16 protein-coding genes and 1 pseudogene are annotated in these 17,520 nt (G+C 74.5%); 9 read left to right on the forward strand and 8 right to left on the reverse strand.

The genetic code is table 11. From position 1 onward, the window contains the following. Window positions 1–210: 210 nt before the first annotated feature. Entirely contained in the window at window positions 211–2,685 is a 2,475-nt protein-coding gene (locus ACIQI7_RS30845) for a Tex family protein (RefSeq protein ID WP_401116409.1), read from the reverse strand. A 365-nt stretch (window positions 2,686–3,050) separates the two neighbouring features. Between ACIQI7_RS30845 and ACIQI7_RS30850 the strand changes: the two genes are divergently transcribed. From ACIQI7_RS30850 to ACIQI7_RS30870, 5 genes are all read left to right on the forward strand, one after another. After that, window positions 3,051–3,950: an aminoglycoside phosphotransferase family protein gene (locus ACIQI7_RS30850; RefSeq protein ID WP_401116412.1), complete on the forward strand. Its 900-nt coding sequence runs from the start codon at window positions 3,051–3,053 to the stop codon at window positions 3,948–3,950. A gap of 60 nt (window positions 3,951–4,010) precedes the next feature. Next, window positions 4,011–4,352 (forward strand): hypothetical protein, encoded by a 342-nt coding sequence (locus tag ACIQI7_RS30855; protein WP_401116416.1) that lies wholly within the window; start codon window positions 4,011–4,013, stop codon window positions 4,350–4,352. Between the two features lie 112 nt (window positions 4,353–4,464). Then, window positions 4,465–5,154 carry a TetR/AcrR family transcriptional regulator gene (locus ACIQI7_RS30860; RefSeq protein WP_401116419.1) on the forward strand — a complete coding sequence of 230 codons (690 nt, stop codon included), beginning with the start codon at window positions 4,465–4,467 and terminating at the stop codon, window positions 5,152–5,154. 23 nt (window positions 5,155–5,177) lie between these two features. Then, window positions 5,178–5,915: a tyrosine-protein phosphatase gene (locus ACIQI7_RS30865; RefSeq protein ID WP_401116422.1), complete on the forward strand. Its 738-nt coding sequence runs from the start codon at window positions 5,178–5,180 to the stop codon at window positions 5,913–5,915. Window positions 5,916–6,085: 170 nt separating this feature from the next. Next, window positions 6,086–6,646 carry a DinB family protein gene (locus ACIQI7_RS30870; RefSeq protein ID WP_401116425.1) on the forward strand — a complete coding sequence of 187 codons (561 nt, stop codon included), beginning with the start codon at window positions 6,086–6,088 and terminating at the stop codon, window positions 6,644–6,646. A gap of 60 nt (window positions 6,647–6,706) precedes the next feature. Here ACIQI7_RS30870 and ACIQI7_RS30875 read toward each other — a convergent pair whose 3' ends face one another. After that, window positions 6,707–7,633, reverse strand: coding sequence for a pentapeptide repeat-containing protein (locus tag ACIQI7_RS30875; protein WP_401116428.1), 927 nt, complete (start codon window positions 7,631–7,633; stop codon window positions 6,707–6,709). A gap of 128 nt (window positions 7,634–7,761) precedes the next feature. Here ACIQI7_RS30875 and ACIQI7_RS30880 point away from each other — a divergent pair, with 128 nt between their 5' ends. Further along, window positions 7,762–8,418: a GNAT family N-acetyltransferase gene (locus ACIQI7_RS30880; protein WP_401116557.1), complete on the forward strand. Its 657-nt coding sequence runs from the start codon at window positions 7,762–7,764 to the stop codon at window positions 8,416–8,418. Here the strand turns inward: ACIQI7_RS30880 and ACIQI7_RS30885 are convergent. After that, entirely contained in the window at window positions 8,415–9,206 is a 792-nt protein-coding gene (locus ACIQI7_RS30885; protein ID WP_401116431.1) for an SGNH/GDSL hydrolase family protein, read from the reverse strand. The two genes, ACIQI7_RS30880 and ACIQI7_RS30885, sit on opposite strands and share 4 nt — an antisense overlap. 312 nt (window positions 9,207–9,518) lie before the next feature. After that, window positions 9,519–9,872 (reverse strand): annotated as a pseudogene (locus ACIQI7_RS30890) (winged helix-turn-helix transcriptional regulator); the annotation flags it as partial. A gap of 97 nt (window positions 9,873–9,969) precedes the next feature. Between ACIQI7_RS30890 and ACIQI7_RS30895 the strand changes: the two are divergent. Further along, complete coding sequence (locus tag ACIQI7_RS30895; protein ID WP_401116434.1) at window positions 9,970–11,184, forward strand: pyridoxal phosphate-dependent aminotransferase; 1,215 nt, start codon at window positions 9,970–9,972, stop codon at window positions 11,182–11,184. A gap of 30 nt (window positions 11,185–11,214) precedes the next feature. After that, the gene (locus ACIQI7_RS30900; protein WP_387758136.1) at window positions 11,215–11,547 is read left to right on the forward strand and encodes a YnfA family protein; all 333 of its coding nucleotides are present in this window, start codon (window positions 11,215–11,217) and stop codon (window positions 11,545–11,547) included. 100 nt (window positions 11,548–11,647) lie between these two features. On the opposite strand, the gene ACIQI7_RS30905 is transcribed toward ACIQI7_RS30900, so the two are convergent. From ACIQI7_RS30905 to ACIQI7_RS30920, 4 genes are all read right to left on the reverse strand, one after another. Further along, a complete protein-coding gene (locus ACIQI7_RS30905; RefSeq protein ID WP_401116438.1) occupies window positions 11,648–13,315 on the reverse strand; it encodes a fibronectin type III domain-containing protein in 1,668 nt (555 codons plus the stop codon). 213 nt (window positions 13,316–13,528) lie between these two features. Then, a complete protein-coding gene (locus ACIQI7_RS30910) occupies window positions 13,529–13,783 on the reverse strand; it encodes a hypothetical protein (RefSeq protein WP_387758132.1) in 255 nt (84 codons plus the stop codon). A gap of 169 nt (window positions 13,784–13,952) precedes the next feature. After that, complete coding sequence (locus ACIQI7_RS30915; protein WP_387758131.1) at window positions 13,953–14,369, reverse strand: (2Fe-2S) ferredoxin domain-containing protein; 417 nt, start codon at window positions 14,367–14,369, stop codon at window positions 13,953–13,955. A gap of 194 nt (window positions 14,370–14,563) precedes the next feature. Continuing rightward, window positions 14,564–16,219 (reverse strand): FAD-binding dehydrogenase, encoded by a 1,656-nt coding sequence (locus tag ACIQI7_RS30920; RefSeq protein ID WP_401116441.1) that lies wholly within the window; start codon window positions 16,217–16,219, stop codon window positions 14,564–14,566. Between the two features lie 334 nt (window positions 16,220–16,553). On the opposite strand from ACIQI7_RS30920, the gene ACIQI7_RS30925 reads away from it, so the two are divergent. Next, entirely contained in the window at window positions 16,554–17,492 is a 939-nt protein-coding gene (locus tag ACIQI7_RS30925; protein WP_401116443.1) for an SGNH/GDSL hydrolase family protein, read from the forward strand. Window positions 17,493–17,520: the final 28 nt, after the last annotated feature.

Consider the following 17,520-nt stretch of genomic DNA (forward strand, 5'->3'; position numbering starts at 1 on the left):
GGGGGGGGGGGGCGCCCCTCGTGGGCGGGGGCCCCCCCGCCGCCCCCGCGGGGGGGGGGGGGGGCGGGCCGGCGGGGGGGGGGGGGGGGGGGGGGCCCCCCCCCCCCCCCCCCCCGGCCGGGGTGTGTCCGTGCGGTCGTGCGTCGTGCGGTCGTGCGTCGTGCGGTCGCCCGTCGTACGGTCGCGCGTCGTCCGTACCCCCGGGGCGGCTCAGCGCCGCCCGGAGCGGCGGTCGCCCGAGCCGCCGTCGCCGCCGGTGAGACCCGCGCGGCGCAGCGCGTCCGCCATGGCGCTGTTGGCCGGAGCGCCGCCGCCGAAGCCGCCGCGATCGCCGCCCTGGCCGCCGCCCTGACCACCGCCCCCGCGCCGGTCCTGGCCGCCGCGGCCGCCCTGTCCGCCGCTGCGGCGCTCCTGTCGCGGCGGGCGGGCCTGGCGGTCACCGCGGTCGCCGCGGTCCCCACCCCGCTCGCGTCCGACCTCGTCGTCCAGCCGCAGGGTCAGCCCGATCCGCTTGCGCGGCACGTCCACCGTGAGCACCCGGACCTTGACGATGTCGCCGGGCTTGACCACCTCGCGCGGGTCCTTGACGAAGTTCCTCGACAGCGCCGAGACGTGCACCAGCCCGTCCTGGTGGACGCCCACGTCCACGAACGCGCCGAAGGCGGCGACGTTGGTGACCACGCCCTCCAGCACCATGCCGACCTCCAGGTCGCCGATCTTGTCGACGCCCTCCTTGAAGGTCGCGGTGCGGAACGCCGGACGCGGGTCGCGGCCCGGCTTGTCCAGCTCGCCGAGGATGTCGGTGACGGTCGGGACGCCGAAGGTGTCGTCGGCGAAGTCCGCCGGGCGCAGCGCCCGCAGCCGCTCGCCGTTGCCGATCAGCTCGCGCAGCTCCCCGCCGGTCGCGGCCAGGATGCGGCGCACCACCGGGTAGGCCTCGGGGTGCACGCTGGAGGCGTCCAGCGGGTCCTCGCCGCCGGGGATGCGCAGGAAGCCGGCGCACTGCTCGAAGGCCTTGGGGCCGAGCCGGGCGACGTCCTTGAGCTGCCTGCGGGTGCGGAACGGCCCGTTGGCGTCGCGGTGGGCCACGATGTTGTCGGCCAGGGTGCCGGTGATCCCGGAGACCCGGGTGAGCAGCGGCGCCGAGGCGGTGTTGACGTCCACGCCGACGGCGTTGACGCAGTCCTCGACCACGGCGTCCAGCGAGCGGGAGAGCTTCACCTCGCTCAGGTCGTGCTGGTACTGGCCGACGCCGATCGACTTGGGGTCGATCTTGACCAGCTCGGCCAGCGGGTCCTGGAGCCGGCGGGCGATCGAGACCGCACCGCGGATCGACACGTCCAGGTCCGGCAGCTCCTGCGAGGCGAAGGCGGAGGCCGAGTAGACCGAGGCGCCGGCCTCGCTGACCATCGCCTTGGTGAGCTTCAGCTCGGGGTGGCGCTTGAGCAGGTCCTCGGCGAGCTTGTCGGTCTCCCGGGAGGCGGTGCCGTTGCCGATCGCGACCAGGTCGACGTCGTGCTTCCTCGCCAGGGCCGCCAGGGTGGCCAGGGCCGCGTCCCACTTGTTGGCGGGCTGGTGCGGGTAGATCGTGTCGTGCGCGACGACCTTGCCGGTGGCGTCGACCACGGCGACCTTCACGCCGGTGCGGAAGCCCGGGTCCAGACCCATGGTGGCGCGGGTGCCGGCCGGGGCGGCGAGCAGCAGGTCGCGGAGGTTGGCGGCGAAGACCCGCACCGCCTCCTCCTCGGCCTCGGCGCGCAGCCGGGCCCGCAGGTCGATGCCGAGCCGGACCAGGATGCGGGTGCGCCAGGCCCAACGGACGGTGTCGCCGAGCCACTTGTCGGCCGGGCGGCCGCGGTCGGCGATGCCGAAGCGGGCGGCGATCCGCTGCTCGTAGTCGTTCTCGCCGGGCAGGTCGCCCTCGGACTCGCCGTCGTACGGGGAGAGGTCGAGGTCGAGCACCTCCTCCTTCTCGCCGCGCAGCATCGCCAGGATGCGGTGCGAGGGGAGCTTGGTGTACGGCTCGGCGAAGTCGAAGTAGTCGGCGAACTTGGCGCCGTCGCCCTCCTTGCCGTCGCGGACCTTCGCGACCAGCCGGCCACGGGTCCACATCCGCTCGCGCAGCGAGCCGACCAGGTCGGCGTCCTCGCCGAAGCGCTCGACCAGGATCGCCCGGGCGCCCTCCAGGGCGGCGCTCCGGTCCGCCACGGAGTCGTTGAGGTACTGGTCGGCCAGCGCGGCCGGGTCCTGGCCCGGATCGGCGAGCAGGGTGTCGGCGAGCGGCTCCAGGCCGGCCTCGCGGGCGATCTGCGCCTTGGTGCGCCGCTTCGGCTTGAACGGCAGGTAGATGTCCTCCAGGCGGGCCTTGGAGTCGGCGGCGAGCACCTGGGCGCGCAGCGCGTCGTCCAGCTTGCCCTGGGCCTCGATCGACTCCAGGACGGCCGCCCGGCGGTCCTCCAACTCGCGCAGGTAGCGCAGCCGCTCCTCCAGGGCGCGCAGCTGGGCGTCGTCGAGGGAGCCGGTGACCTCCTTGCGGTAGCGGGCGACGAAGGGCACGGTCGCGCCGCCGTCGAGCAGATCGACCGCCGCCTTCACCTGCCCTTCGCGGACGCCCAGTTCCTCGGCGATCTTCCGCTCGATCGCCTGCTGGGCCTGCCGGGCCCCCTGTTCGACTGGCGTGGTCACGAAGCCGGTCACCTTCTCCTTCAGTGCTTGCGCCGTACGCCCTGCATTCTGGCAGGTGCCGACGACGGCGCCCGGCCGCACCCGGGGCGGCCGGGCGTGGCGCGCCGTCGCGGGACCGGTCGGAGGACCGGCGCGGGGCTCCACCGGGGCTCGGGCGGGGCGCGGTTGCGGGTTCCCGGGCCGGCGGGCGGGGCCGGGAACCCGCCCGCCGGCCGTCCGCCGTCCGCCGCCCGCTGACCGCTGACCGCTGACCGCTGACCGCTGACCGCTGACCGCTGACCGCTGACCATCCCATCAGCCGAGAAGTCCGGGGCAGTTCGGGGATCCTGCTGAACGGCGACGACCGGCGCTGTACGCTGCCGGGCATGTGCGCTGCCACCCGGATGCACCCCGACGGACCGGTGGTCGACGCGGCCCTGGTGCGGCGGCTGATCTCCGCCCAGTTCCCGCAGTGGGAGCGCCTCCCCGTCACCCCCGTCCCCGCCCCCGGGGCGGACAACGCGATGTTCCGGCTCGGGCCCGAACTCGCCGTCCGGCTGCCCCGGGTGGGGTGGGCCGCCGGGGGCCCGCGGCGCGAGCAGCAGTGGCTGTCCCGGCTGGCGCCGCGGCTGCCGCTGCCGGTCCCCGCGCCGCTCGCGGTCGGCCGGCCCGCCGCCGGCTACCCGTGGGAGTGGTCGGTGCTGCACTGGCTCGACGGCGCCAACCCGGTGGTCGGGGCGCTGGCCGCGCCCGAGGGCCTGGCCCGCGACCTGGCCGGCTTCGTCAACGCCCTGCGCGCCGTCGACCCGGCCGGCGCTCCGGCCTCCCAGCGCAGCGCGCCGCTCGCCTCCCGGGACGGCGCCACCCGTGCGGCCATCGCCCAGCTCTCCGGCTCGATCGACACCGCGGCCGCAACCGCGTTGTGGGACAAGGCGCTTCGCCTCCCCGAGTACGCCGGCCCGCCGGTCTGGCTGCACGGCGACCTCACCCCCGGCAACCTGCTGCTCGCCCGCACCGGCCGGCTCTCCGCCGTCATCGACTTCGCCCTGATGGGCGTCGGCGACCCGACCGCCGACCTGATCGCCGCCTGGAACCTGCTGCCCGCCACCGCCCGTCCGGCCTTCCGCGCCGCCCTGCACGCGGACGATGCCATGTGGGCCCGCGGCCGCGCCTGGGCGTTCTCCATCGCCCTGGTGACGATCCCGTACTACCGCCACACCGACCAGGCGCTGACCGCCAACGCCCGCCACGTCGTCCGCGAGGTGCTCGCCGACCGCAGCGTGTAGAGCGGCGCGTGTGGAGCGGGGCGCGGCGCGGGCGCGTCCGCTTCCGCGGCCACCGCTCTGGTGAGCCATCACCCCTGGCAGATCGAGCAACTCCACCTCGGCGATTCCGTCAACCAGTACGGCGACCACGACATCGGCATCGTCAAGAACCGGGCGCCCGTCGCCGCGCCGTCCGGCCCGCGCGAACTCGCCACCACTGTCCGGCCGTTGCGCGACCAGCTGCCGGCCGAGGACCGCGAGGTGCCGGACGGGTCGCTGGAGGCCGCCGGCGACGGCGACACCGCCTCGCCGTCGGTCCCGCGCCGCGCGCTGGGCGACATCTCCGGCGCGGCCTCGCCGGTCACGGCGGGCGCGCCGGTGGTGGAGCCGGTCCGCCAGATCACGGGCTCGCCCACGGCCTGAGACCCCGAAAGCGCTTCCGGGGCTCCGGCCGGGGACGCGTCCCGGGCTCCGCGGATTGTCATACCGGGCCAGAAACCTGCCCCGGTCAATCCCCGCTGTTAGCCTGTCCCGCATGAGCGGACTGCGGGAGCGGAAGAAGGAGCGGACCCGGCGGGTCATCTCCGAGGCGGCCATCGCGCTCTTCCTGGAACACGGCTTCGACCGGGTGTCGGTGGCGGACGTCGCGGCGGCCGCCGAGGTCTCCAAGCCGACGCTGTTCTCCTACTTCCCCACCAAGGAGGACCTGGTCGTCCACCGCTTCGCCGACCACCAGGAGCAGGCCGCCGAGGTGGTCCGCGGGCGGCTGCCCGGCGAGCCGGTGCTGGACGCGCTGCTGCGGGACTTCCTGTCCGGCCTCGCCCGGCGCGACCCGGTCACCGGCCTCAACGACCACCCCGCGGTGCTCGCCTTCACCGCCCTGGTCTACGGCACCCCCAGCCTGGCCGCCCGGGTCGGCGAGTACGTGGCCCGCGCCGAGCGGTCGCTGGCCGAGGCGCTGCGCGAGGCCGCCGGCCTGCCCGGGCCGCAGGACCTCGCCGCCGCCCTGCTCGCCGCCCAGGTCACCGCCACCCAGCGGGTGCTCGCCCTGCACAACTGGCGCCGCATCCAGGACGGCCGCAGCGCCGACGACCTGCACGCCGAAGCCGTCGGCGACGCCACCCGCGCCTTCGACCTGCTCGCCCACGGCTACGGCCCGGCCGCCGGGGACCGGACCGGCGACGAGGACCGGACCGGTGGCGGGGACCGGCCGGCCGCCGGCTGAGGCCCGCTGGCTAGAGTGCGCGCATGACAACGCGCCACGTCCCCTTCGACGCCCTGCACAACTTCCGTGACCTGGGCGGCTATCCGACCGCCGGCGGACGGTCCGTCCGGTGGGGGCTGCTGTACCGCTCCGACTCGCTCGGCAAGCTCGGCACCCCCGAGGACCTCGACCGGCTGCGGGCCCTCGGGGTGCGGACCGTGATCGACCTGCGCTACCCCTGGGAGATCGCCGCCAAGGGCCGGGTGCCGGAGTTCGAGGGCCTGGAGTACCACAACCTCTCGATCGAGCACCGCCCGTACGACCAGGCCGAGATCGACCCGGAGCTCGACCCCTGGCGCTACCTCGCCGACCGCTTCGCCGAGGTCGCCGAGGACGGGGCGAAGGAGATCCGCCAGGTCCTGGACGTGATCACGGCCGCCGAGGCCCCGGTGGTCTTCCACTGCGCCTCCGGCAAGGACCGCACCGGGCTGATCGCCGCCCTGCTGCACACCCTGCTCGGCGTCGGGGAGGACGACATCGCCGCCGACTTCGCGCTCACCGAGCTCGCCACCCCGCACCTCGTCGCCGAGTGGCACGCCGCCCACCCCGGCCGCACCCTGCGCTGGCCCGGCTACGGGCGCGCCCCGGAGACCGTCATCCGGCTCGTCCTCGCCGACCTCGCCGAGCGCCACGGCTCGGTCGAGGGCTACCTCACCGGCGCCCTAGGCGTCGACCGCGACCAGATCGAAGCCCTGCGCGCCCGGCTGCTGACCGGCCACTGACCGTCTGCCGACCGCCTGAGCAGACGACGTTGCCGCGTGGGAAGTCGGCCCGTCCGACTTCCCACCCGCGCCCGCACCGTCGGCAGCGGCCCGGGCGAGGACCGGGCGAGGACCGGGGCGCGGCACAACCCGGTGGCGGGACGGCGTGGTCACGGACGATCATGCACCGCATGACCGAACAACCCGTGCGATGGACAGCGGCGACCGTTCACCCCGACATGTGGGCCGATCCGGACGACGACCCCCGCAACAGTGACGGGCCCGGCCCCGACGGTGAACTCGGGGCGCTCCAGGACTGCCTGACCAACTACCGGCTGACCCTGCGGATGAAGTGCGACGGCCTGGACCCGGAGCAGCTGGCCCGCCGCTCGGTCCCGCCGTCGACGATGTCGCTGCTCGGGCTGGTCCGGCACCTGGCCGAGGTCGAACGGGACTGGCGGAACTGGATCACCGACGGCGAGCCGCTGCCCAGGCTGTACGGCGGGCGGGACGCGGACTTCGACGAGGCGGTCGGCGACCAGGCCGTGGTGGAGGCCGCGTTCCGCGACCTGGAGCGCGAACAGGCGGCGCTGGACGCCGAGTTGGCCGGGCACCAGGACCTGGGCGAGCGGGTCGGCAGGGACCGGATCGCGATCCGGGAACTGCTGGTGCACCGGATCGAGGAGTACGCCCGGCACTGCGGCCACGCCGACCTGCTGCGCGAGTGCGTCGACGGCCGGGTGGGCCAGTAGCGCCGGGGCCTACCTGCTGTGGGCCCCCGCCCGCTGTGCCGGGACCAGCGGCGCCGGGCCCTACGTGCGGCGCGGGGCCCGGGACGGTCGGGGGCTCCGGGACGGGCGGGGGCCGCCGGCCCGGCGGGGCGCCTTCGGGACCGGGGCGGTCTCGGGCCAGTGGCCGGGCCGGGTGAGGCCCGCCGGGAGGCGGGTGGTGGCGTCGCCGCGGGCGGCGTTGAGCTGGGCCTGGGTGAGGAAGAGGGCCGTGGTGAGGTCCGCGCCGGCCAGGTCGGCGTCCCGCAGGTCGGCGCCGACCAGGTCGGCGAGGCGCAGGTCCGCGCCGGAGAGGTCGGCCGCGACGAGCAGGGCACCGCGCAGGTTGGCCCCCCGCAGGTCGGCGCCTCGCAGCCGGGCGCCGAAGAGGTCGGCGCCCCGGTGCTCGCGGCGGCGCGGGACGGCGGCGCGGACCAGTTCGCTGGCGCGCAGCAGCAGCTCGCTGACCCGCTGCCGGTGGGCCGGGACGTCGACGGCGAGGATCTCCTCGGGGGTGCCGCCGGCCAGCCGGTCGGTCTCCGCCAGCGCCTGCCGCAGCTCGTCGTGGACGGCGCCGGCGGGGTCGAAGGCGAGCGCCTCGGTGAGGTAGTGGAGCAGCTCGTGCAGCTGCCGCACGATCGGGAAGACGTCGAACATCGGCTTGGCGCTGTCCGGCTCCTCGCGCCAGCTGCGGCCGCCGAAGGTGACCTGGGAGACCCGCTGCCCGGCACCGAAGCAGTCGTAGACGGTGCAGCCCTGGAAGCCCCGGTCGCGCAGCTGGGCGTGGATGCCGCAGCCGAAGTCGGTCCGGAGGTTGTGGCAGGCGCTGCCGGCGGCCTTGTTCATGGCGAAGTCGCTGCCGGCGGCGAACGGCAGGGCGACGCAGCAGAGGCCGAAGCAGCTGCCGCAGTCGGATTCGAGCGGGGTCGGCGCGGCCGCCGTGGGGTCCTGCGGCGGTTCGGTCTCGCGCACGTTCCGGTCCTTCCTCCAGCCGAGCGCCGGACGGCGCGGTGAACCCGGAAATCCTACTGGGCAGACGACCCTCGACGCCTGTAAGGTACGAAGTGACCTAGAGACTATTACAAACAGGGGTGGGCACCATGCAGGACCCGGGCATCAGGGAACTCGTCCGGATGTGGATCTCGGGCTGGACCGTCTCGCGCGGCTCCGCCGAGCCCGTCGACCAGCCCTGGGGCTGGAGCATCGACGTCGGGGCACCGGCCGGCGAGGTGGGCCGGCACGTGCTGCCCGAGCCGACCGAGGCCGACGTCCGCAAGCTCGGCGAGACCGTCACCGCGCCGACCACCTGGCTGAAGCTGTTCACCGAGGACGCGACCGTGCGCCCCTGGCTGGACGAGCGGTGGCGCCTGGACGTGCCGGGCTTCCTGATGAGCGTCCCGCTCACCGCCGAGCGGCCCCGGGCCCCGGCCGGCTACTGCGTGACCACCTGGGAGCGCGGCGGAGTCCTCCGGGCGCTGGTGCGCACCGGGGAGGGGCACCTCGCCGCCCGCGGCCAGGCGGGCCTGGCCGGCCCGGTGGCGGTACCGGACCAGATCACCACCGTGCCCGAGCACCGCCGCCGGGGCCTGGGCGCGCTGGTGATGCGGACGCTCCAGTCCGCCGCGTACGAGCGGGGCGCGCGCACCGGCGTGCTGGTCGGCACGCCGGAGGGCCAGGCGCTCTACACGGCGCTCGGCTGGACCACCCACGCCCCGATGGCGAGCCTGGTCCTGCAGCCGGAACGCCCGGAGGCCTAGGAGTAGGGCAGCAGCTCCGGCCGCTTCGCCGGGCGGCCGTCGCCGGAGGAGCGGCCGGTGAGGCGGCGGCCGATCCACGGGCCGAGGTGGGTGCCCAGCCAGCGGGCGTCCTCGCGCAGCCGCTCGGCGCGGCCGGCCGGGGCGGCGGCGGGCAGCGGGGCGCGCCAGTCGAAGGCGGCGGGGCGTCCGAGCGCCTCCAGCACGCCCGCGGCGACCCTGCGGTGGCCCTCGGGAGCGAGGTGCAGGCGGTCCTCGGCCCACAGCCGGCGGTCGTCGAAGCAGGGCGCGGAGAACAGGTCGACCACGGCGAAACCGTCCTGCCGGCCCAGCTCCTGGACGAAGGCCTTCATCCGCAGGATCGCGGGCAGCAGCCGGGCGCTGCCCGCCAGACGGCGGGTGGGGTCGGTGCTGGTGAACAGCACGACGGTGGCCCCGCCGGCGCGAAGCTCGGTGGCGCAGCGGCCGAGCTGCCGCTCGACCGCGTCGATGTCGCAGCCGGGGCGCAGCACGTCGTTGAGGCCGCCGGCCAGGGTGACCAGCTCGGCGCCCATCGCGACGGCGGGGGCGAGCTGCTCGTCGTGGATCTGGCCGATCAGCTTGCCGCGGACGGCGAGGTTGGCGTACCGGAAGCCGCCGTTCCCACCGGCCGTCGCCGAGGTCTCGCCGGCCAGCGCCGAGGCGACCCGGTCGGCCCAGCCCCGGTAGTGACCGTCGGGCAACAGGTCGTCGCACATGCCCTCGGTGAAGGAGTCGCCGACGGCGACGTAGCTGCGGTAGGGGGTGGGCACGGGCTGGCCTCCGCTCTCCTGGTCTCCCGAGTGGTCTCCCGAGACGGCTTCGTGATCCGACGATCGTACGTGTGTGCCCACTCGGGAGCGGCGGCGGGCCCCGGCGCTCATCGCACGTCGAGTGTTCGTTTATCGGCCCGGGCCATTCTGGGGCCACGGGGCGGCGGCCGGCGACGGGGGCCTTGCCGCCGCCCCTGCCCCCTCCGGGCACACCCCCTCCGGGCACACCCCGCGGGCATCGACCGCCGGCCGGCGCGACCGCCGTCAGCCGGCCGGGACCGCCGCCGTCTCCTCCGCCGCCCTCCGGGGCGTGAACCAGTGCTCGCGCACGGCGTCGGTGGGCCGCTGCTCACCGAGGGCGGCGAGCCCCCACGCCCCCAACGCCTCGACGACCGGCCGCAGTTCGCGGCCGCGCCCGGTCAGTTCGTAGACCATCGCATTGGCGGGCCGTTCCAGTCGGCGACGGACGACCAGCCCGTCCCCCTCCAGCTGCTTGAGCCGGGTGGCCAGGATGTCGGTGGAGACGCCGGGCAGGTCGGCGTGCAGGTCGGTGTAGCGGCGCGGGCCACCGAGGAGCTCACGGACGATCAGGAGGCTCCAGCGCTCCCCCACCGCGTCCAGGGCGCGGGCGACGGCGCAGTACTGGTCGTAGCTTCGGCGTGACATGCGGATCAGCATAGCCAAGAGGTTGGACTTTCCAAGTACACACTTGGTAGAACAAAGCTGAAGCAGCGGAGCGGTGGTGACGGTCGGGAGGCCGCAGATGGAGTTTCGGCAGTCCAGCAAGCTGAATGACGTGTGCTACGAGATCCGCGGCCCGGTGGTCGACCAGGCGAACGCGCTGGAGGAGGCCGGGCACAGCGTGCTGCGGCTGAACACCGGCAACCCGGCCCCGTTCGGCTTCGAGGCTCCCGAGGAGATCATCCAGGACATCATCCGCAACCTGCCCAAGGCGCACGGGTACAGCGACTCGCGCGGCATCCTGCCGGCCCGCCGCGCGGTGGTGCAGTACTACCAGCAGCGCGGGGTCGAGGGCGTCACCGTCGACGACGTCTTCCTCGGCAACGGCGTCTCCGAGCTGATCCAGATGGCCGTCACCGCGCTGGTGGACGACGGCGACGAGGTGCTCGTACCGATGCCCGACTACCCGCTCTGGACCGCCGTGGTGCGGCTGGCCGGCGGCAAGGCCGTGCACTACCTGTGCGACGAAGGGGCCGAGTGGTACCCGGACCTGGACGACATCGCCGCCAAGATCACCGCCCGCACCAAGGCGATCGTCGTCATCAACCCCAACAACCCCACCGGCGCGGTCTACCCGAAGGAACTGCTGGAGGGCATCCTCGACCTGGCCCGCCGCCACCACCTGATGGTGCTGGCCGACGAGATCTACGACAAGATCCTCTACGACGGCACCGAGCACCACTGCCTGGCCGCCCTGGCCGACGACGTGCTGACCCTCACCTTCAACGGCCTCTCCAAGTCCTACCGGGTGGCCGGCTTCCGCAGCGGCTGGCTGGTCGTCTCCGGGCCCCGGCAGCACGCCACCGACTACCTGGAGGGCCTGACCATGCTCTCCGGCATGCGGCTGTGCCCCAACGTGCCCGCCCAGTACGCCGTGCAGGCCGCGCTCGGCGGCCACCAGTCCATCGACGACCTGGTGCTGCCCGGCGGGCGGCTCACCGAGCAGCGCGACATCGCGGTCAAGGCGCTCAACGAGATCCCCGGCGTCAGCTGCGTCAAGCCCAAGGGCGCGCTGTACGCCTTCGCCCGGCTGGACCCGGCGGTGCACCGGATCGTCGACGACGAGCGGTTCGTGCTGGACCTGCTGCTGCGCGAGAAGATCCACGTCGTCCAGGGCACCGGCTTCAACTGGCCCCGCCCGGACCACTTCCGCTTCGTCACCCTGCCCCGGGCCGACGACCTGGAGACGGCCGTCAACCGGATCGGGCGCTTCCTGGCCACCTACCGCCAGGGCTGAACGGCCACGGCGTCCCCGTACGCTCGGGCCATGGCCGTCCTCCGCTCCGTCGCCCTGTTCGTCCTCGCCGCGCTCGCCGAGATCGGCGGCTGCTGGCTGGTCTGGCAGAGCGTGCGCGAGCAACGGCCGTGGTGGCTGGCCGGGGTGGGCGTGGTGGTGCTCGGCGCGTACGGCTTCGTCGCGGCGCTGCAGCCGGACAGCCACTTCGGCCGGGTGCTGGCCGCGTACGGCGGGGTGTTCGTGGCCGGTTCGCTGCTGTGGGGCGTGGTGGTGGACGGCTTCCGGCCGACCCGCTACGACGTGCTGGGCGCGCTGATCTGCCTGGCCGGGGTCGCCGTCATCATGTACGGACCCCGGCGCTGAGGCCCCCGGCACCGAGGCGTACGGGCCCCGCGCCGGGACGGCCGGCGCCGGGCGGTGCGGGCCCCGGCGCCGCACCTCCGGCGCCGGGGCCCCGCCGGGACTACCAGCCCCAGCCGCCGCCCTGGCCGTCGTCGTCCGAGTTCGAGTCCCAGCCCTCGCCGACCTCGCGCAGGATCGTGTAGTTGTCGATCTGCGTGCCGTCCTCGGCCAGCGCGGTGACCTTCATGACCGACTTCTGGCCCAGGTGCTTCGGGGTGACGTCGACCTTGATGAAGGAGTAGCCGGTGTAGCGCACCCGCGACCACTGGATGGTCTCGGGGGTCTTCACCCGGCCCTTGCTCCAGTAGTAGGTGCTGACCTCGTCCTGGTGGTTCTCGTGCCCCTCGTAGGTGTCCGGCACGTCGAACTTGTACAGGCTGCGGCCGGCCGCCCCCGCGGTGACGTAGACCACGCCGTCCTTGGCCGGCTCGATGGTGGCGCCGCTCGGCACCTGCTTCGAGACCTTGTTGCCGAGGATCGCGTCGGTGCGCTCGTAGATGTGGTTGTGGCCGTTGATGACCAGGTCCACCCGGTACTTCTCGAACAGCGGCACCCAGGCCTCGCGGACGCCGCCCTCGGAGGCGTGCGCGACGGTGGTGGAGAAGGCGCAGTGGTGGAAGAAGACCACCACGAAGTCGACGGTCTCGTCGCCGCGCAGGTCCTTGAGGGTGCGCTCCAGCCACCTGGTCTGCTTGTTCGCCGAGATGCCCAGGTTGGCCGGGATCTCGTAGGAGACGTCGTTGGCGTCCAGCGAGACCACGCCGACGTTCTTGTAGCGGAAGGTGTAGACGCCGGGGACGGCGCGCGGGTCGGGGCCGTTGTCCGGCAGGAAGAAGCGGGCGTTCTCGCCGCCGTAGCCGTTCGGCGAGTACCACGCCTCGATGTCGTGGTTGCCGTACGCGACCATCCACGGGACGTCGGCGGCGACCGGCTCGGTCTGCACCAGGAAGTCGTCCCAGGTCCGCGCGTTGAAGACGGACTTGTCCGGGTCGGTGCCGGAACCGGCCGGGTCGGCGTAGCAGATGTCGCCGGCGTGGAGGTGGAAGGCCGGGTTCTGGGCCTTGATGACGTGGTCGTTGCCGGCCGCGTGCGCGCTGACGCCCTGGTCGCCGAAGGCGGTGAAGGTGAACGGCTCGTACACCTTGCCCCAGCGGTGGTCGCGGGCGGGCGCGGTGCGGAAGGTGTGCAGGGTGGAGATCCGCTGCTGCGAGGCCGGGTCGAAGCCGTCGTGGCCGACACCGTAGTAGTAGGTGGTGTCGGGGCGCAGGTCCTCCAGCGCCACGTGCAGGTAGTACTGGTCCACCGGCCGGCCGTTCGGGGTCAGCGCGGGGGTGTGCAGGGCGCGGACCTCGGCCTGGACCTTGTGGCTCAGCTCCCACGGGGTCCGCCCGAAGCGCAGGAAGGGCTTCCTGACCGGGGCCGGCACCTGCCAGGAGATGCGGAACTGGGTGTCCGGCTCGGGGCCGAACTGCAGGTGACGGCCGGTCGGCGCGACCAGCGAGCCGTCGACGCCGTCGGTCGTGCCGCCGGTGAGCAGCTGCGGGCCGGCCGGGGCGGCGAAGGCCGTCCCGTGGCCCAGCGCGCCGCCGACGGCGACGGCGCCCACGGTCACGGCACCGGCGCGCAGCATCCGGCGGCGGGAGAAGCGGGCCCGCAGGTACTCGTGCTGCTCGGCCATGCTCATGCGGTCGGCGAGCTCGGCCGGCACGCCCATGTTGGGGATATCCATGCGCGGGACTCTTCCAGCGGTTCGTTGATCGCGCACGGACGCCGGGTGAACGGGTCGCAGCGCGCCGGTCATTCGAACGCAATTGTTCGACCATGATTCGGCAAAGGACGTGTCCGTACCGTCCCGACGCCGCATCATGGCTCCCTCGCGCCGCCCGGTCCGAGCGGGTGTCGGCGGCGGCCCCGGCTGTCGGCAGGAACCCGGCCCGGAGGGTCAGCCGGAGGGCTCGTCCCACTGGTTGGCGGCCCGGTTGCCGGTGCCGTCGCAGGTGCGGCAGATCTCGTCCCGGTAGGCGTGCTTGGCGCCGGTCGCGTCCACCCGGTAGCGCACGTACACCCCGGTGCCGTCGCAGAGGAAGCAGTTGCCGCCCCCGCCGCCCACCTCGGTGGTGCCGGTGCCCTGGCAGGTCCGGCAGCTGAGACCGGCGGTCCGGCCGGTGCCCGCGCAGATGCGGCAGACCGTCGTCATCGGCTTCCTCCCTCGCGCGGAAACGGCTCGGTACCGTCCGAAGACGGCTCGGCGCCGCCCGGAACGGCCGGACACCACCGGTCATCGTAGTGGTGAAGGCCGCGAACCACCCCCGGCCGATGCGATCTGACGATCAGTCAACCGGCCCGGCGGGCGGCCTCAGGCGGCCTCACTCGGGCAGGCCCTCGCGGACCCGCCGGGAGACCGAGATCAGCTGGAGGTCGAGCAGCCCGGGCGGGTCGGCCAGGCCGGGACCGCCCGCGCGCACCCAGGCGGCGATGTCGTCGATCATCTCGTCCATCAGCACGAAGCCCAGCCAGACCGGCCGGCCGCCCGCCGCCCGGCCCTCGGCGGAGGGGCCGACCACCACCACGTTGGACTGGGTGCACACGTCGAGGCACTTGACCGCCCGGACCCGGCCCGCCGGGCCCACCGCCGTCCGCAGCCGCTCGTACTGGCCCGCGTGGTCCACCCCGGGGTGCTTCGCCTCGGTGCCGCAGCAGCAGCCCCGGCAGACCGTCACGGTCACCGGGGCGCCGGCGCCCCGCTTGCGGTCCCGGGCACCGTCGCGGTCTCGGCGGCTCATCGGTTCTCCTGACCCCTCCTGGTCTGCGGCGCCCTGCGCACCGGCCTCCGCACTGTACCTGTCACCCCGTCGCGGCCCCGCCGCGGGGCGGATCGGGTGCGGTCCGCACGAGGGAGGGGCGCACCGGGGCACGACCCCGGAGCGCTCCCCGTCCCCGCGCCCGTCCGAGCCCCGGGCCGACCGCCGGCCGACCGCTAGCCGACCGCCCGCGCCGCCGCCCGTCCCGCCGTGCGGCCGGAGAACAGGCAGCCGCCCAGGAACGTGCCCTCCAGCGAGCGGTACCCGTGGACGCCCCCGCCGCCGAACCCGGCCGCCTCGCCCGCCGCGTACACCCCCGGCAGCACCTCGCCGTCCGGCCGCAGCACCCGGGAGGACAGGTCGGTCTCCAGGCCGCCCAGCGACTTGCGGGTCAGGATGCTCAGCCGGACGGCGATCAGCGGAGCGGCGGCCGGGTCGAGGATGCGGTGCGGGGCGGCGGTGCGGATCAGCCGGTCGCCGAGGTGGCGGCGGGCGCCGTGGATCGCGGTGACCTGGAGGTCCTTGGAGAAGGGGTTGGCCAGCTGCCGGTCGCGGTCCTCGACGGTGCGGCGCAGCTCGTCCGGGTCGATCAGCGACCCGCCGGTCCTGGCGTTCATGCCGCGGGCGAGGTCGGCGAGGTTGCCGGCGACCACGAAGTCCGGCCCGTGCCGCAGGTGGGCCCGGATCGGGCCGGGGGCGCCGGGCAGCGCGCGGCCGAGCACGCCACGCACCGACTTCCCGGTGAGGTCGGGGTTCTGCTCGGAGCCGGAGAGGGTGAACTCCTTCTCGACGATCCGCTGGTTGAGCACGAACCAGGTGTGGTCGTACCCGGTGGTCATGATGTGTTCGAGCGTCCCGAGGGTGTCGAAACCGGGGAACAGCGGGACGGGCAGCCGCCGGCCGCGCGCGTCCAGCCAGAGCGAGGAGGGGCCGGGCAGGATGCGGATGCCGTGCCGGGCCCAGATCGGGTCCCAGTTGGCGATGCCCTCGGTGTAGTGCCACATCCGGTCGCCGTTGATCAGGTTGGCCCCGGCCCGGCCGGCGACCTCCAGCATCAGCCCGTCCACGTGCGCGGGCACGCCGGAGAGCAACCGGGCGGGCGGGGTGCCGAGCCGGGCCGGCCAGGCCTTGCGGACCAGGTCGTGGTTGCCGCCGATGCCGCCGGAGGTGACGACCACCGCCTGGGCGCGCAGTTCGAAGCCACCGGCGACCTCGCGCGAGCTGGCCTCGCCCCGGCCCGCCGGGCTCGGCACCAGCACGTCGCCGGTGACGGTGTCGACGGCGCCCGCGGTGGCGGACAGCCCGGTGACCCGGTGCCGGAAGCGCAGGTCCACCAGGCCGCGCGCGGCGGCCGCGCGGACCCGCCGGACGAAGGGCGCCAGCAGCCCGGGCCCGGTGCCCCAGGTGATGTGGAAGCGCGGCACCGAGTTGCCCGGCCCGTCGGCGAGGTACCCGCCGCGCTCGGCCCAGCCGACCACCGGGAAGAACCGCACGCCCATGCCGTGCAGCCAGGAGCGCTTCTCGCCCGCCGCGAAGTCCACGTACGCCTCGGCCCAGCGGCGCGGCCAGGCGTCCTCGGGCCGGTCGAAGCCGGCCGTGCCGAACCAGTCCTGCCGGGCGAGGGCGTGCGAGTCGCGGATCCGCATCCGGCGCTGCTCGGGCGAGTCGACCAGGAAGAGGCCGCCGAAGGACCAGTGCGCCTGGCCGCCGAGACCGGTCGCGGGCTCCTGGTCGAGCAGGATCACCTTCCGTCCGGCGTCGGCGAGTTCGGCGGTGGCGGCGAGGCCCGCGAGGCCCGCCCCGATGACGATGACGTCGGCGTCCAGGGCCATGCGCAGTCCTCCGTCGCGGCTCGCGGTGGCGGCGCGCCCGGGACGCGCCGTCGCTGTGCGCCCGATAGTGCGGTCTGCGGTGACGTCCGGTCAACCCGCGGGTAACGAGCGCCGGGCCGAATTCCGCTCCGGGTCGTTTCGGAATTGACGTCGGGGCCCGAACGATACGCGGTGGAGCGAAATGCGAAATGCCGTCCGGGCCGCCTGACGGAATATCGGCGATTTCCGCGCGAACCATGGACGCCCGGGAAACCTGGCAGTAACTTACCTGCGAGTAGCTGTGGCCCGGCTCGGCACGACCCCCACCCGTCGTTTCTCTCCCCCAGGAGGAACCGTGCTCCGCCCTGCCCGGAAATCCCGGCACCTCCGGAATTCCACCGCGCTCGCCGCCGTCGCCCTCGGCGCCGCGCTCGCGCTCACCTCCACCACCGCCCAGGCCGCCGTCGCGGCGCCGAAGCACTACGTGGCGCTCGGCGACTCCTACGCCGCCGGCGCCGGCGTGCCGGGCCAGTCGGCCGGCCTGTGCCTGCGCTCCGACCGCAACTACGGCCACCTGGTCGCCGCCGCCCTCAAGGCCGGCCGGTACAGCGACGTCACCTGCTCCGCGGCCAAGATCAAGGCGATGACGCAGCCCCAGTACGACGCCTTCATCCGGGTCAACGACCCGCAGCTGGACGCGGTGACCGCCGACACCGACCTGGTCACCCTCGGGATCGGCGGCAACGACCTGGCCGCCAGCGACCTCGGCCTCGGCGAACTCGTCGCCACCTGCGTCGCCGGCGCCGTCGTCAACCCGTTCGGCACGCCCTGCAAGGACGTCTACCACCACGGCTACTGGGACTGGAGCACCATGTCCTGGCAGTACGGCACCGACGACCTGGCCGAGCGGATCCGCACCACCATCACCCCGCAGCTGGCCGACACCCTCAGGCGCATCCACGCCAAGGCCCCCGGGGCCAAGGTGCTGCTGGTCGGCTACCCGTCGGTGCTGCCCGCCGACGGCTCGACCTGCGTCCTGCGCCAGCCGGTGACCCCGGGCGACGTCGAGTACATGCACGGGGTGCTCGACACGCTGAACGCCGCCCTGAAGTCCACCGCGGCCGCGAACGGCGCGACCTACGTGGACACCGCGACGCCGACCCTCGGGCACGACGTCTGCTCGGACGACCGCTGGATCGAGGGCGCGCTGCCCGGCTCGCCCGCCGTACCGTTCCACCCGAACGCGACCGGCGAGCAGGTGATGGCGCAGGCGGTGCTCGCCGCGCTGAAGTAGCGCCGCCCGCGCCGCGCCGGCGCGCCCG

The organism is Kitasatospora sp. NPDC092039, assembly GCF_044756065.1.
In the GTDB taxonomy this organism is placed as follows: Bacteria; Actinomycetota; Actinomycetes; order Streptomycetales; family Streptomycetaceae; genus Kitasatospora.